Below are 13,758 nucleotides of genomic sequence, written 5' to 3'. Positions count from 1 at the left end.
CATATGTGGTTCACATTGTTTTCAAAAATGCTATTTCTAATTCTTATAAAAATCTCTTACAAAAGCCAATAATTGATTATCCGTCATTTTATCAGCATTCTGAACAGACACCCATTTATCCTTCATGGACTTACTTTCCGAAACCCTGTTTTTCAATTGATCTTTTGCCGTTCCAGGCCCAAAAAGCAACACATCCTCAAAAGTGGCGATTTTTTGCTCAAGCAATTTGAAATACTCATTCAATTCATTTTGGGTGATATTGTTTTTCCTGTATTCATTATTAGACATATGCTCAGGATTTGGAGAAAACTGATGGGTGTCATTTTCTTCTCCCTCTTCTCTTTTGATTCGCTCGTGCGGAGATATCAATGTTTCTAAAAATTGAGCGGTACCATCTTGATATCCTATAAAGTGTGCCTTGGATAAATCCAACCAAATACCTACTGACTTAAATTCCATATATTAAATATTTAAAGTGTGAAAATTTGATTTGTTGAAAATTACTCAATAATCATACCCTTTCAAAGTAGATTTTGTACAAATTGGCTTAAATTTGCAGGAAAATGAAACCGCTATGGATCAGACATCAGCCACCCGAGTCAATAAGTACCTGAGTGAGGTAGGTTTTTGCTCGAGAAGAGAAGCAGACAAACTGATCGCTCAAGGCTTAGTCACTATCAATGGAAAAATACCTGAAATGGGCACTAAAGTACTTCCAAGTGATGAAGTTAGGGTAAAAGGAAAACTGATCAGCCCTCCTAAATCTGATCATGTTTACATTGCATTCAACAAGCCTGTAGGAATTGTATGCACCACAGACGTCAAGGCCGAGAAAGACAATATCATAGACTATATCAAGCATCCAAAGCGGATCTTCCCAATAGGCAGGCTTGACAAACCAAGTGAAGGACTTATTTTTCTCACAAGTGACGGAGACATCGTAAACAAGATTCTGAGAGCTGGGAACCAACATGAAAAAGAATATGTAGTAACTGTCAACCGACCGATCGGAGATGATTTTGTCAAGAGAATGGAAAATGGCATCCCGATATTAGACACAGTGACCAAGCCATGCAAGGTTCGGAGGATTGGAAAAAACAAGTTCAACATCATTCTTACACAAGGACTGAACAGGCAAATAAGAAGGATGTGTGAATACTTAGGCTATGAAGTCACCAAGCTAAAAAGAATCAGGATCATGAATGTACAACTCGACCTTCCTGTAGGAAAGTGGCGAGACTTGAGCAATAAGGAAATGGAACTTATTCATCAGATGGTAGCCAATAGCTCGAAAACGCATGAGGAAGGGTAATTATAAATCTTAGATTTTAGATTTTAAAAAGGATGAAGAGGGTGTCTTAAGTCTTGAGTTTTGAGTTTTGACTCTAAAAACTTGATTAAAACAAATACTTGGCACTTGGCACTTGGCACTTGGCACTTGGTACTTTATACATTATAAATAATACTTATTACTTGAAACAATGTACTTACTACAAAGAAAAATAACCTATTTCAATAAAAAATTATGCATTTAAAGACAGAGGACCTGATGAGGTTAGAGATTGATTTTGAATCTGGAAGCATTCCGCCTCCTTTTAGTCATAGGTTTAAGCTGAAATTAAACTTTGAAAAAAATTTCCTCAATACCTCTTTGGATATGGAATACACCCACAGGGAAGAATTGACCGATGAGGAGATTTTGAATGAGGGATTTACCCTTGAGGATGATTATCACTGGAAGGGCGAACTACACAATGCTTGGGTAGCTCCGATCAAGAAATTATATACCCAATCCAAATGGTCAAACAAAAAACTTGAGGAAGAAGAAGGAGGAATAAGGGTACTTGCCAAGGACATTCATGGGAAAATCACCCGAACTATTCCCCTGAATCAAGAAGATTGGCAATATGAAGCACAAGAATTGATTCAGGCTATTTTTGAAACCAGTGAAAAGGAAGCCCCTCTAAACGTAAACTTTCTTTACATTGATTCAGAAAAATCTTTGGAAATTTCTTTGACTATGAAATTTTCAGTAAGAAAAGCCGTTGCGAATATCAATGGTCAGGAAAAGCAACTTAACTGGGAGAAAACCAAAGACTTACTTTCGAATGTTTTCTTACCTGACTACGATTATGACAAAGTAAAAGAAAATAAGCCTAGTAAAAGAGGGACATACATTGATTGTGGAGATGGGTTTTGGCACGAATTTGGGAAAGGCATTTACAATATTGACTCCTCCTACGATGCGGTCTCTCGCATCAAAGAAGGTTTCTTAAATTTGTAACCAACTATATTATTTACATTTCGCTATGAGAAAGCCAAGATTTATTAAGAGTATTTTTGCTCAGATTTTAGGAGCAGTTTTTCTTTTCAGCTGTGCTAGCTGGAACAATACAGAAAAAGGTGCAGCCATCGGTGGTGGCGCTGGTGGAGCACTAGGAGCAGTACTTGGAAACAAAAGTGGTCAAGCTGGCAAAGGTGCAGCTATCGGTGCTGTGGTAGGTGGAGCTGCTGGAGCGGCTATTGGAATCTACATGGATAAGCAAGCCAAAAAAATCGAAGAAGAAGTAAAAGATGCAGAAGTAGAAAGAGTTGGAGAAGCTATTAAGCTTACATTTGACTCAGGCATCTTATTTGGCTTCGATTCCTATTCTTTGACCCCTCAAGCTCAAGAGAACATCATGAAGTTTGCCGAAATCTTGAAAGAGTATCCTGACACCGATCTTTCTATAGAGGGTCACACGGACAGCAGAGGATCCTATAACTATAACCTAGGTCTATCTGAAAGAAGAGCAGGTTCTGTGATGAACTACCTTAAAATGCAAGGTGTGGCCAGCGACAGGATCACAACAATTGGTTATTCTTTTGATAAGCCAGTGGCAAGCAACGACACTGACGAAGGTAGGGCAAAAAACAGAAGGGTTGAAATCCTTATCACAGCAAATGATCAACTGATCGAAAAAGCTGAAAGCGGAGATATCAACTAATTAAAATACCTATTGATCCCAAAAAAAGAAAATCCCTTGGCATCTATGATCGCCAAGGGATTTTTGTTTTAAAGCTATGTTCAATGTTACTTCTGTACCCTTTTTAATGCTCAAACATTTAATAATTTAAAACCAATATTTAGGGCTTGATGAAAAAGGCTCAGGTAAACCAGCTTAAAAGCACATTTTCAAATCATTTTCTGGAATAATCATCCTGTAACCTCACAATATCAGATTCATCAGAAGGTTGTTTAGGATCTGTGTGAACCCATATTTCTGCAACCACACCCCAACCATCAAGACCAATTAGGCGATGACGCTCTCCTTGTGCAAGTTTTACCAAACCATCCATTTCCATTTTGTCAGCCTCAGACTCAGTATCATCCATAGATCTGGCTATCGCTGCTTCTCCTGCTACAAGTTTCCAAAGCTCTGATCTTCTATAGTGATATTGCCATGAAAGTTTTTGAGTAGGTGCTACCAAAAGAATTTTTGGACTGTATGAAAGCTCACTGTCAAAACTAAGGGTTACTTCTCCGAAGAAATGCTTCTGAAAAGCCTCAATTTGATTTGGATCAATTACCAAAAAAGCACCCCAAGGTCTTGTATCATCTTGATCTACTACAGCAAATCCAAGTGATTCGATATGTGACTTGACTTCATTAAAAATCTCGGCCTTATTTGATGAGGCATTAGGTTGATAGGTAAGCATAGTTTTTTTATTAAGTTATTGATAGATTTTTATTTTTTTATCTGTTCCACACGCTTGATGAGATACTTTCCGTAATCATTTTTCTTAAGAGGTTCTGCTAGCTTCAATACTTGCTCTCTAGAAATGTACCCCAGTTCATAGGCAATTTCTTCCAAGCAGGCAACTTTCAATCCTTGCCTCTTCTCGATCGTATGGATAAAGTTTGAGGCCTCTAACATGGACTCATGGGTACCAGTATCAAGCCAAGCATAGCCCCTTCCCATCAGTTCCACCTTGAGATTGGCTTCTTTAAGGTAAGTCTGGTTTACTGTGGTGATTTCCAACTCTCCTCTTGAGCTAGGCTTGATTTCTTTTGCTACCCTGATCACTGAATTGGGATAGAAATATAAGCCAATGACTGCATAGCTACTTTTTGGTTCAGCAGGTTTTTCCTCAATACTTAACACATTCCCTTCTTGGTCAAATTCAGCAACGCCGTATCTTTCTGGGTCATTGACATAATATCCGAATATGGTAGCCTCTCCCTTTTCCTCAGCTGCAACTTTAGATTTGCGAAGCAGTTCAGTAAGTCCGTGTCCGTAAAAAATATTATCCCCAAGCACCAAACATACAGAATCGTCTCCAATAAACTCTTCGCCAATGATAAATGCCTGCGCTAGTCCATCCGGACTAGGCTGTACAGCATAAGACAAGCTCAATCCGAGTTCTGAGCCATCACCAAAAAGTTTTTCAAAGTTTGGAAGATCATCTGGTGTTGAAATAATCAAAACCTCTCTGATACCAGCTAGCATCAATACGGACAATGGATAATAAACCATAGGTTTATCATACACTGCCAGTAGTTGCTTTGACGTCCCTTTGGTAATAGGAAAAAGCCTCGTTCCAGACCCACCAGCTAAAATTATTCCTTTCATATTTTTATATTTTCTATGATCACATTGTTTTGACAGAGGCCTTCACTGTAAGTTATCGCTTTGCCTTAACTCAACATAAACAGCAGTATCATTTATTCATTTATTCTTTCTGCAATTTTAAAGCAGTACTTTCAAAGAGCTTCAAAGATAGTATTATTGAGGTATAAAAGTATAATATACAATGTACAAAGTACAGTTCATCTACAGTTTAGAGTAGAAAAAGAGACGAGATGAATTCCTGAAAGGGGAAGGAGGAAAGATGATTAATGGGTAAAAATGAAGGAGGAAGATTAGAGAAATTTTCAAGTCTTGAGTCTTGAATTGTTGTTTTTATGGCTCATTAGCAATTGCAGCTTTTGAAAAAATCAAATTTTATTTAATAATTGTATTTTTTACACTTATATTTTTAAATTGCCTATCAATAATAAAACCCTAAACCCTGATTCATTCAATTTATGAAAAAGAACATTAAAAACTCTTGCTTAGTAATGTGCATTTTAGCATTCGCTTCTTGCAACAATTCAAGCAAAGACCAATCAACTACTCATGATCAAAGTAAGGTAGCTGTATCAAATCGTGTGGGTAATCCAGTGATTACCGAAAAATACACTGCTGATCCAGCTGCTTTGGTTTATAATGATACCGTCTACCTATATGTGGGCCATGATGAAGCTCCCGCAAGAAAAGAGTTTTACGAAATGAATGAGTGGCTAATTTATTCTTCAACAGATATGGTAAATTGGGAAGAAAGAGCTTCCTTAAATGTTGTAGAGACATTTGATTGGGCATCTGGTGATGCATGGGCAGCACATACGATTGAGCAAAATGGTAAATTCTATTGGTATGTTACCGTAACACACAAAGAAATCCCTGGAAAAGCGATTGGAGTAGCAGTATCAGATAGTCCAGTAGGTCCTTGGAAAGATGCGCTAGGGTCGGCATTGGTCACCAATGATATGACCACTGATACCGAAATCAGTTGGGATGACATTGACCCGGCTGTATTTATTGATGAAGATGCCAACTCACCAGATGGACAAGGACAAGCCTATATATTCTGGGGAAATACCATTGCCTATTGGTCAAAATTAAAACCTAACCTTATCGAATTGGAAGGTGAAATAAACCAAATTCCTCTGCCGAATTTCACAGAAGCTCCATGGGTTCACAAAAAAGGTGATTGGTACTACCTTTCTTATGCCTATCAATTCCCTGAAAAAACAGCTTATGCTATGAGTAAAAGTATCACTGGACCTTGGGAATTCAAAGGGATACTCAATGAAGTTGCTGGAAACTCAAATACAAACCACCAAGCAATCATAACTTATAAAGGAAAAGATTATTTCATCTATCACAATGGAAGCATCCCAACCGATGGAGGAAGCTACAGAAGATCTGTTTGTATTGATTACCTTCATTACAATCCCGACGGAACACTTCAGAGAGTAATCATGACAACTGAAGGAGTCGATCCAGCTTAATATCAAAAGATGAAAAATTTCGGATATATAATTATACTTTCCATACTGATTTCTTGCCAATCAAGTAACACCAATAAGCCCTATGAAGGTTATCTTTTTACCTATTTTGAAGGACAAGGAAATCGAGAAATGCAAGAACAACTGCGATTTGCAATTAGTATGGATGCTATTCATTGGCATGCTTTGAATGATAATAAACCAATAATTGATTCGGAAATTATTTCTCAATCGGGAGGAATTAGAGATCCGCATATTTTAAGAAAAGAAGATCAAAGTGGGTTTTTCATGGTAGCAACTGACATGTTTACTATGAAAAATGGGTGGGATAGTAATCCAGGGATTATCTTGATGAAGTCTTCCAACTTGATAGATTGGGATCACAGTTGGATAGACCTAGAAAATACTTATCCAGAGGCATTTAAAAATGTCAAATGGGTTTGGGCTCCGCAGACCATTTACGACCATGTTGCTGGTAAATACCTAGTTTATTTTACAGTAAGATTTCATCATAATGAAAAACTTGATTTTTATGGAGCTTACGCTAAAGAAGATTTCACAGGACTTGAATCCGTTCCAGTCTTAATGTTCAGTCCTAAATATGGCGGTATAGACGGTGACATCGTATTTAAAGATGATTATTATCACTTTTTCTTTAAAGGAAATACAAAAGATGAAAATGGAATAGAGGTGAAAAATGGAATTCAAAGAGCCAAATCAAAAAGTCTATTTGGTATATGGCAGGAGGACTTTGAATACATAGATGCATATTCTGAGCAACCTATAGTGGTAGAAGGTTCATCCATTTTTAAGCTTAACAACGAAAATGAATACATTTTGATGTACGATTTGTATGCTAACCAACGATACGAATTCCAAAGAAGCAAAGATTTAGAAAAATTCAGTAAAGAAACTGAATCATTTGTCAAAGATTTTCACCCACGGCATGGTAGTGTGATCAGTTTGACAAAAAATGAATTAGCACTATTAAAGTCAAAATGGGGAAAGCACATCCAATTTTCTAACTCCAAAAACAATAATGAATAACTATGATCAAGCTAATGTCTACAATCAATAAGCATCGAGACAAACAATCAATAAACCTAGAAACACCATGAAAAAGACATTTAAAAAGGCATGCTTATCAGCCCTTACCGTGCTAATCTTAGCTTCTGCCTCAGCCCAAGATGATTTCCATAGATTCAAGTCTAAAGGAAACCCAATCATCAAGCACAAATTCACTGCTGATCCAGCTGCAATCATCAAAAACGACACCTTATGGCTCTATACCAGTCATGATTATGAAGGTAATCAGACCAACTACAAGATGAAAGATTGGCTTGTTTTTTCAACTACAGATTTGCAAAACTGGACCGAATATCCTGTTCCTTTAAAAATTACAGATTTTGAATGGGCAGAAAGTGGTGATGCTTTTGCAGGACATGTTCAGGAAAAAGATGGAAAGTACTACTATTATATCAGCACCAATTGGACGGGAATAGGGGTTGCTGTGGCCGATAACCCAGCAGGCCCATTCAAGGATGCGCTGGGAAAACCCTTGCTGACCAATGAAGACTGCTTTGCTTCCACCCATTCTTGGGCATGTATAGATCCCGCCACCTTCATCGATGAGGATGGACAAGCTTGGATCTTTTGGGGAAATAGAGAATGTTACTATGCCAAATTAAATGAAGATATGATCTCAATAGATGGTGAGGTCAAGCAAGTCAAATTTGAAGGGTTTTCATTTACAGAAGCTCCATGGATTCACAAAAAAGACAACAAGTACTATCTCACATACGCGACCGAATTCCCTGAAAAAATCGCCTATGCAATGGCCGACAACATCGAAGGACCATACGAGTACAAAGGAATTCTAAATGAAATCGCTGGGAACAGCAATACCAACCACCAAGGTGTGATTGAGTACAAGGGTGAATGGTACTTCCTCTACCATAACGGTGGGATAAATACAGACGGAGGAAGCTACAGCAGGTCAGTATGCATAGACAAACTACACTACAATGAAGATGGAACCATCCAACGAATTGTAATGACTACGGAAGGAGTAGAGGCCATCAAGTAAAATCAAAAAAAAATACGGGTTAGTTTTTTAGGAAGACTAACCCGTTTTCTAATCTCTCTATTACAATTTTCACTTGACTATTAATTTTTAAATTCTAAGTTAGAAGATTTTAGACTACTTCATGTAAACTCTTCAATGCTCCTAGTTCGTATGTCTCCACAGAACATTGATTTGGTTAAAAAGTAAACTTGAACCAACAAGTGCTTGAAAAAATTTGTTATGATTTCTAGGAGATTTTAATTTACCAAAGACAAAAACCCCTAGGCTATCTTATGGAAGGTTTACTCATATTACTGAATACACTTGTGTCGTTGATTTAATAAAGTATCTATTCTCAAACAAATAGTATTCTACTTATAAATTTAAAAAAACATGAAAAAGCTTATCACACTTCTACTATGCCTTGTGGCACTCACTAATACCAGCTGCTGGGCACAAAATACAAAAAGTGAAAAAACTACTTTACCTTCTTCCAAGACAAAGCTTTCTGAAGCTGAATGGAAAGCTAAACTTTCTCCGGAGCAATATTATATTCTTCGAGAAAAAGGAACCGAAGCCCCATTTACAGGTGAGTTTGTATTTACCAAAGAAAAAGGAACTTATCACTGTGCAGGTTGTGGTGAGGCCTTGTTTACTGACGATATGAAGTTTGACTCTGATTGTGGCTGGCCAAGTTTCGACAAAGAAATCGCTGGAGGAAAGATCATTCAAACAGAAGATAACAGCTATGGAATGAGACGAACAGAAATCACCTGTGCTAAATGTGGTGGACACCTCGGCCATATTTTTGATGATGGCCCTACTGCCACAGGGCAACGATATTGCGTCAATTCTGGTGCTTTGTCCTTTGAAAAAAGTAAAGAAGGAGGAAAAGAAAAGCCTAAGATGAAATAATAGCATAATTAAAGTTAGATTTCATCATGGGCGCTTAACAGCTCATGCCTCAGCTTAAACAAACTCACAAATATCTCCAGAAATCACTATAAATAGCGTTAGTTTCACTATAGACCAAAAGGATGCTGGCCTAAAAAATTCATTATTAATCGTGTGCTTTAAACAATTTTAATTCTAAACTGGCTTGATCAATTCATTAGGTTTCTATCCTTAAGTTGTAATAAATAGTATGTATTCCAATCTTCTTCTCCAAGGATCTTTTGATTTTTATGGATCAAGATTAGTTCTTCTTTATTAACTACTGGGGTTGAAATAGTTCCTGGTGGGAGATCTATATCGTCTTGAAGCAATTTGTAATCGGAATCAAAAATTGCAGCATACCTAGCCAAGGATTCTACGAATTCCACCCATTCGGTTTGATTTTCCCTATCGTATTTTTCCACTATATTTTCATTGACTCCTTTCTGTAAAAAAGAATTATTTTTTATGACTATCCATAATCTTACACGTATGTTTGAATAGCTGCGATAATTAGTCTGTCAAATAACTTTTCACCAAAATACCTTCTGTTTAGCTTGTAGACAAATTCATCAAGATAATTCTGTAGGTATTTTTCTGTAACCAAATGGTAAATACCCAATAGATTCTTTTTCAGATTACTTATAGCTGTGTGAACCCAATTCAGCTCATCATTTGTCGATTTTTCAGATGATTTCAGTTTTATACGATATTCTACAAACCTCTCCAAACTAACATAAGCCTGATTTTTATCCGTGATTAATACCGATTCTTTATCTATTGCCTCATTAACAAACCCTTCAACAGAAAAGCCGTAAACCAAGTGTGCAATGTAAGAATACTGGATTCCATTTATTGTTCCTGCTTTTAAAGAAGTCCTTCTTCTGCATTTACTGCATCCGAAGAATTTCTTTCCACTAAACCAATATTGTCTAGTGAAACTGCTACATGTTTTGCAGTAAACTCCTTCCTTTTCCCTGTATGCTTTCAGAAATTTCTCACAACTCTCTTCGTCTGGGAAATGGGTTATAAAGTCAATAATGTTCATGATTCTAAATTATCTTCAACTAACATACTTTTGAGAAACTAGTTGACGCTAGCAGTTATAGAATATTCAGCTACGTGTAAAATCACGGAGAGTCATATTTTTTAATATACAACACTCCCGAATTTAACACCTCGCCAAATTCGGAGGAGTTATATAATTTTTTAAGATGAATGAAAATTAAGAACCTGATAACAAAAATGGCACAGGTCTTTATCAAAGAAATTATTGATAAAAACACTGTGCCTAAAAAAGAAGAGTTTCATTATTTCTAAAATATGAGAGCTTGTGCTAATATCAATGTTAAAGGTACCTTCTAAAACATAGAAGATAACTTCTGAGGCAAGTGGGTTCATTTCAATATTAGTGAACTAAAAAAAAACAAGCAAACTTACCATTTGATTACACACAGAATAACTCAGGACTATCTTTATGAGTTTATGCTTCGCACACTTTAGAAGAAATTTCGGTCAATAACTGTTTATTTGACTCAAATAATTTCAATTCACTTTTTTCAGAAGCGCTTTCGATAATCCAAATCCCCAAATTTATCAAGCCCTATGATAAATAGAAATTAAAGAAATGAGTCATTTAAATTTACTCTAGGGATAAAACATAGTATGCAATTCTTGATAAAGTAAAACCATAATTTATAGCATACTGACTAGGATTTTGTGTTGAGAAAAAGAATCCCATACTTGGTGAATAATATTCATAGATTGGAATTCTTCCTGGACCTGGTTGACTGAAACCATATCCTAGAATTCCTTGAGATGTCCAAGAAAAATTAACATCATTAGGATTCAATGTCGTATAATACCAGTCAGAACCAGGACTATAAAATTTATAAATGGGAACCGTGTTAGGTCTTTGGTCTAAGTAGACATACCCATTTACCCCATGGTACTGAAAGTTTGAAAAACCATAACCTTGCCAAGTGCTAAACCAATTCCATTTTAAGGTTGTTGAATGGACATAAGAATATGCAGGTTTCTCGTTAAGATCAAGTGGATATATATTTCTAATAGCTAAAAGATCTAACCATGCAAACCAATTAAACGGCTGTCCATTATATATGTGATTCATTATTGAATATGAATCTTCATTCCAAGTACCATTAATTAATATTCCTGGAACATTATTTGGATTTGCAGAAGGGGTTTGCCAATCTGTGTGGTGAAGTCCAATTATGTGACCAATTTCATGGACCATTACTGCTGTCTTTTGGTTAAGATTATAAGAATTATTATATGAAGTGTTTACTCTTATTCGATTTCCAGGAGCCCCATTTAATGGGAGATTTGCAGCTGCAATTGGACCTCCACCAGAAAATGTTTCCAGAATTATATCTTGATTACTATTCAACGTTTCTTGAAAACTCAATTTAATATTTCTGATATTTGAAAAATGTTGGAATGCAGCCAAAGCTGCAGTCTTCCACTCTCCTCCCGATCCACTTGAGGGAAAATTTGTTGCAAACCTAAAGGTTATATTTCTTTTACTGGTTCCTGGAGTATTAATTAAACCAAATGATGTATAAGCTTGATTAATTCTTTCATTTCCAAAATGTCTCGGTGATTCAATTTTTGATCTCTCAAGTAATTCGTCATCACTTACATATAAACAATTATCCAATATGTAACCATCCTCCCATCTATCAATTTTCACATTTTCGATACTATGATTTTTTAAAAAATCTCTTAAAATAGGATCTTGGTTTATAATTGACTTTTCCTCAATTTCGCCAATAATATCATTTTCCATTGATTCATCTAAGCCGCAAGCGACCATCAAGCTTACAATTACAAGCAGGCTGAAAATTTTTGTAGTTATCTCTTTCATTATGTTTATGGTTTGGTTGAACACTTTAATAAATATAATTTTTTTTATTTATTTTTTATTATTTTTTTTTTATTATATTTAATATTTGATATATTATTTGTGATACTAAGCATAGAATTCTTATTTTTTTCAATGCGAATCACCAAAGATTTAATGATTAAAAACTAGTTCTTTCAAAGTTAAATCTTATAATTTTCTGCATTCTGAATAATTTTCTTTGTAATAAAAAAATCACCTGCAAGACTATAAAGATTAATAGATTTAAATCACACAATCAGATATTTCAATGAAATTATAAACTAAAATTACTTGGGATGATAAAAAAGTCCATGGACAAAATTGTATGAATTAATAATCTGAAAGTAAAGTTCTAAAGAAGGACGTGAATCAAGTCTCTAAATTCAATAAACAAACTTTTTTTCATTACCATAAAAACTGGAATAGGCAAACAGCTCCCGAATATAAATTACGTTTAGCAAAGTGAAATTGAGAATCTGCAAGACTTAGGTATAAAAAAAAGATAAAGGTGCATGTATCAGTTAAATTGCTCCTCTAAGTTATCTAGTTTTTTGATCAGGAATTGAGGACTAACATTGCATTAAAGTCATTTTTATTCTTAATTAATGTTTTCTTTAATTCTTAGGGATTCTCCTTTTTTACAATTGGATACACATCTCGTACGATCCTATCAAAATATAACATAAACAGTTTAAAATTCAGAAAGCAAAAGAACTACACCAAAAGGTGCAGAGTATAAAATCTATAGCGAAACAGCTTGGATCCGGCAGAAAAACCATCAGAAAATATCTTGCTTCTGAATGCCTGATCTCAAGAGAAATAAAAGGCGCAAAAAAAAAAAGACCACTTTCTGCAGTTTCGAATCTGAATTATTAATACTTTACCAAACTAAAACACCACTTATCTGAGTCTATTTAACCACATATCAGGATTGGGTTTTGATGGAAGGCATTACCAATGCTGTGAAAGAATTGATAAATTGATAAATGATTGAAAAACTGCAAAAACCACGGGGTGGGATGATGACTCACCAGGTCTGCTCAAACCTATCAAAACATGGTCCAGCTCTAAACTAGCATTCATAGTTTTGGCAAAGACAGGGACATTGAAAGAGGAGGATCAGAAATTTTTAGACTTCCTGCTACTGAAATCAACAACAGTCCTATCTAGTACATTTATTTTGGGAGCTTTTTGCTACCAAAAAAGAAGGGAATTTAAAAGATAGGATAGAAATGGTAACCTCAGAACAATCAGAACTTAAAATTTTTGCCAAAAGACTGGACTAGGATTTTGATGCTGTAAATCAGGCTGTAGTGTCAACAATAAGCAACGGTCAAGTTAAAGGTCAGATAAACAGGCTTGAAACCATCAAAAGAAAATAGTACTTGTTGGTTCTGGTTAAAATTCTCCAAAATTGACGAAGAACCCAGTATTGTCCGTAATATCGAAATTAGCTTTAATAAGTTGTGGATACCCATTATAAGGCAACAATTATAATCAGTAGAATAACAAATCGCTATACAAACAATCTATAATTTCACTACGTGCACGAAAAGAGGATAGTCAAATTGTATTTACTACATTTTTAAGAAACTTCAACCAATTTTAAATTAAAAATTCATAACATTCTTAATTAAAACGCCATGTTCAAGTCATAAATGCAACGCCTAATTTTTTCTTTAGACATTCAATAGGACTAAGATAATCAAACTTTCTTACTGGTCTATTATTGATTTTGGATTCAATACACTGAATATGTTGCCA

General features: G+C 35.4%; 14 protein-coding genes and 1 pseudogene. 8 read left to right on the top strand and 7 right to left on the bottom strand.

Features of this window, described 5'->3' with window-relative positions; translation table 11 throughout:
- Positions 1-36: 36 nt before the first annotated feature.
- Positions 37-459, bottom strand: a complete 423-nt coding sequence (locus MM239_RS16965; RefSeq protein ID WP_241349446.1) for a hypothetical protein — start codon at positions 457-459, stop codon at positions 37-39.
- 115 nt (positions 460-574) lie between these two features.
- On the opposite strand from MM239_RS16965, the gene rluF reads away from it, so the two are divergent.
- The 3 genes from rluF (at position 575) to MM239_RS16950 (ending at position 2,987) form a co-directional block, all read left to right on the top strand.
- Positions 575-1,312 carry a 23S rRNA pseudouridine(2604) synthase RluF gene (rluF, locus tag MM239_RS16960; protein ID WP_241349445.1) on the top strand — a complete coding sequence of 246 codons (738 nt, stop codon included), beginning with the start codon at positions 575-577 and terminating at the stop codon, positions 1,310-1,312.
- Between the two features lie 213 nt (positions 1,313-1,525).
- Positions 1,526-2,284, top strand: coding sequence for a hypothetical protein (locus MM239_RS16955; RefSeq protein WP_241349444.1), 759 nt, complete (start codon positions 1,526-1,528; stop codon positions 2,282-2,284).
- 25 nt (positions 2,285-2,309) lie between these two features.
- On the top strand, positions 2,310-2,987 hold the full coding sequence (locus MM239_RS16950; protein WP_241349443.1) for an OmpA family protein: 678 nt from the start codon (positions 2,310-2,312) through the stop codon (positions 2,985-2,987).
- 193 nt (positions 2,988-3,180) lie between these two features.
- Here MM239_RS16950 and MM239_RS16945 read toward each other — a convergent pair whose 3' ends face one another.
- Complete coding sequence (locus tag MM239_RS16945) at positions 3,181-3,699, bottom strand: cupin domain-containing protein (RefSeq protein WP_241349442.1); 519 nt, start codon at positions 3,697-3,699, stop codon at positions 3,181-3,183.
- Positions 3,700-3,728: 29 nt separating this feature from the next.
- Positions 3,729-4,613, bottom strand: a complete 885-nt coding sequence (gene rfbA / locus MM239_RS16940) for a glucose-1-phosphate thymidylyltransferase RfbA (protein WP_241349441.1) — start codon at positions 4,611-4,613, stop codon at positions 3,729-3,731.
- A 455-nt stretch (positions 4,614-5,068) separates the two neighbouring features.
- On the opposite strand from rfbA, the gene MM239_RS16935 reads away from it, so the two are divergent.
- From MM239_RS16935 to msrB, 4 genes are all read left to right on the top strand, one after another.
- Positions 5,069-6,094 carry a glycoside hydrolase family 43 protein gene (locus MM239_RS16935; protein ID WP_241349440.1) on the top strand — a complete coding sequence of 342 codons (1,026 nt, stop codon included), beginning with the start codon at positions 5,069-5,071 and terminating at the stop codon, positions 6,092-6,094.
- Between the two features lie 9 nt (positions 6,095-6,103).
- On the top strand, positions 6,104-7,138 hold the full coding sequence (locus MM239_RS16930) for a glycoside hydrolase family 43 protein (RefSeq protein ID WP_241349439.1): 1,035 nt from the start codon (positions 6,104-6,106) through the stop codon (positions 7,136-7,138).
- Between the two features lie 67 nt (positions 7,139-7,205).
- Positions 7,206-8,177, top strand: a complete 972-nt coding sequence (locus tag MM239_RS16925; RefSeq protein WP_241349438.1) for a glycoside hydrolase family 43 protein — start codon at positions 7,206-7,208, stop codon at positions 8,175-8,177.
- A 372-nt stretch (positions 8,178-8,549) separates the two neighbouring features.
- Entirely contained in the window at positions 8,550-9,071 is a 522-nt protein-coding gene (gene msrB / locus MM239_RS16920) for a peptide-methionine (R)-S-oxide reductase MsrB (RefSeq protein ID WP_241349437.1), read from the top strand.
- A gap of 188 nt (positions 9,072-9,259) precedes the next feature.
- Here the strand turns inward: msrB and MM239_RS16915 are convergent, their stop codons facing one another.
- From MM239_RS16915 to MM239_RS16905, 3 genes are all read right to left on the bottom strand, one after another.
- Positions 9,260-9,514, bottom strand: a complete 255-nt coding sequence (locus MM239_RS16915) for a hypothetical protein (protein ID WP_241349436.1) — start codon at positions 9,512-9,514, stop codon at positions 9,260-9,262.
- A 59-nt stretch (positions 9,515-9,573) separates the two neighbouring features.
- Entirely contained in the window at positions 9,574-10,137 is a 564-nt protein-coding gene (locus MM239_RS16910; RefSeq protein ID WP_241349435.1) for an IS1595 family transposase, read from the bottom strand.
- A 594-nt stretch (positions 10,138-10,731) separates the two neighbouring features.
- Positions 10,732-11,976: a M57 family metalloprotease gene (locus MM239_RS16905; protein WP_241349434.1), complete on the bottom strand. Its 1,245-nt coding sequence runs from the start codon at positions 11,974-11,976 to the stop codon at positions 10,732-10,734.
- A gap of 714 nt (positions 11,977-12,690) precedes the next feature.
- Between MM239_RS16905 and MM239_RS21225 the strand changes: the two genes are divergently transcribed.
- Positions 12,691-12,870 carry a hypothetical protein gene (locus MM239_RS21225; RefSeq protein WP_394801515.1) on the top strand — a complete coding sequence of 60 codons (180 nt, stop codon included), beginning with the start codon at positions 12,691-12,693 and terminating at the stop codon, positions 12,868-12,870.
- Between the two features lie 771 nt (positions 12,871-13,641).
- On the opposite strand, the pseudogene MM239_RS21290 reads toward MM239_RS21225, so the two are convergent.
- Positions 13,642-13,758: pseudogene (locus MM239_RS21290) on the bottom strand (IS30 family transposase); the annotation flags it as partial.

Origin of the sequence: Belliella filtrata (assembly GCF_022549775.1) — a bacterium.
GTDB lineage: Bacteria > Bacteroidota > Bacteroidia > Cytophagales > Cyclobacteriaceae > Belliella > Belliella filtrata.
This window is presented reverse-complemented; position numbering and strand designations above follow the sequence as displayed.

Excerpts from the sequence above, each read along its gene's own strand:
- MM239_RS16965 (WP_241349446.1), bottom strand. The coding sequence starts at position 459 with ATGGAATTTAAGTCAGTAGGTATTTGGTTGGATTTATCCAAGGCACAC.
- rluF (WP_241349445.1), top strand. The coding sequence starts at position 575 with ATGGATCAGACATCAGCCACCCGAGTCAATAAGTACCTGAGTGAGGTA.
- MM239_RS16955 (WP_241349444.1), top strand. The coding sequence starts at position 1,526 with ATGCATTTAAAGACAGAGGACCTGATGAGGTTAGAGATTGATTTTGAA.
- MM239_RS16950 (WP_241349443.1), top strand. The coding sequence starts at position 2,310 with ATGAGAAAGCCAAGATTTATTAAGAGTATTTTTGCTCAGATTTTAGGA.
- MM239_RS16945 (WP_241349442.1), bottom strand. The coding sequence starts at position 3,699 with ATGCTTACCTATCAACCTAATGCCTCATCAAATAAGGCCGAGATTTTT.
- rfbA (WP_241349441.1), bottom strand. The coding sequence starts at position 4,613 with ATGAAAGGAATAATTTTAGCTGGTGGGTCTGGAACGAGGCTTTTTCCT.
- MM239_RS16935 (WP_241349440.1), top strand. The coding sequence starts at position 5,069 with ATGAAAAAGAACATTAAAAACTCTTGCTTAGTAATGTGCATTTTAGCA.
- MM239_RS16930 (WP_241349439.1), top strand. The coding sequence starts at position 6,104 with ATGAAAAATTTCGGATATATAATTATACTTTCCATACTGATTTCTTGC.
- MM239_RS16925 (WP_241349438.1), top strand. The coding sequence starts at position 7,206 with ATGAAAAAGACATTTAAAAAGGCATGCTTATCAGCCCTTACCGTGCTA.
- msrB (WP_241349437.1), top strand. The coding sequence starts at position 8,550 with ATGAAAAAGCTTATCACACTTCTACTATGCCTTGTGGCACTCACTAAT.
- MM239_RS16910 (WP_241349435.1), bottom strand. The coding sequence starts at position 10,137 with ATGAACATTATTGACTTTATAACCCATTTCCCAGACGAAGAGAGTTGT.
- MM239_RS16905 (WP_241349434.1), bottom strand. The coding sequence starts at position 11,976 with ATGAAAGAGATAACTACAAAAATTTTCAGCCTGCTTGTAATTGTAAGC.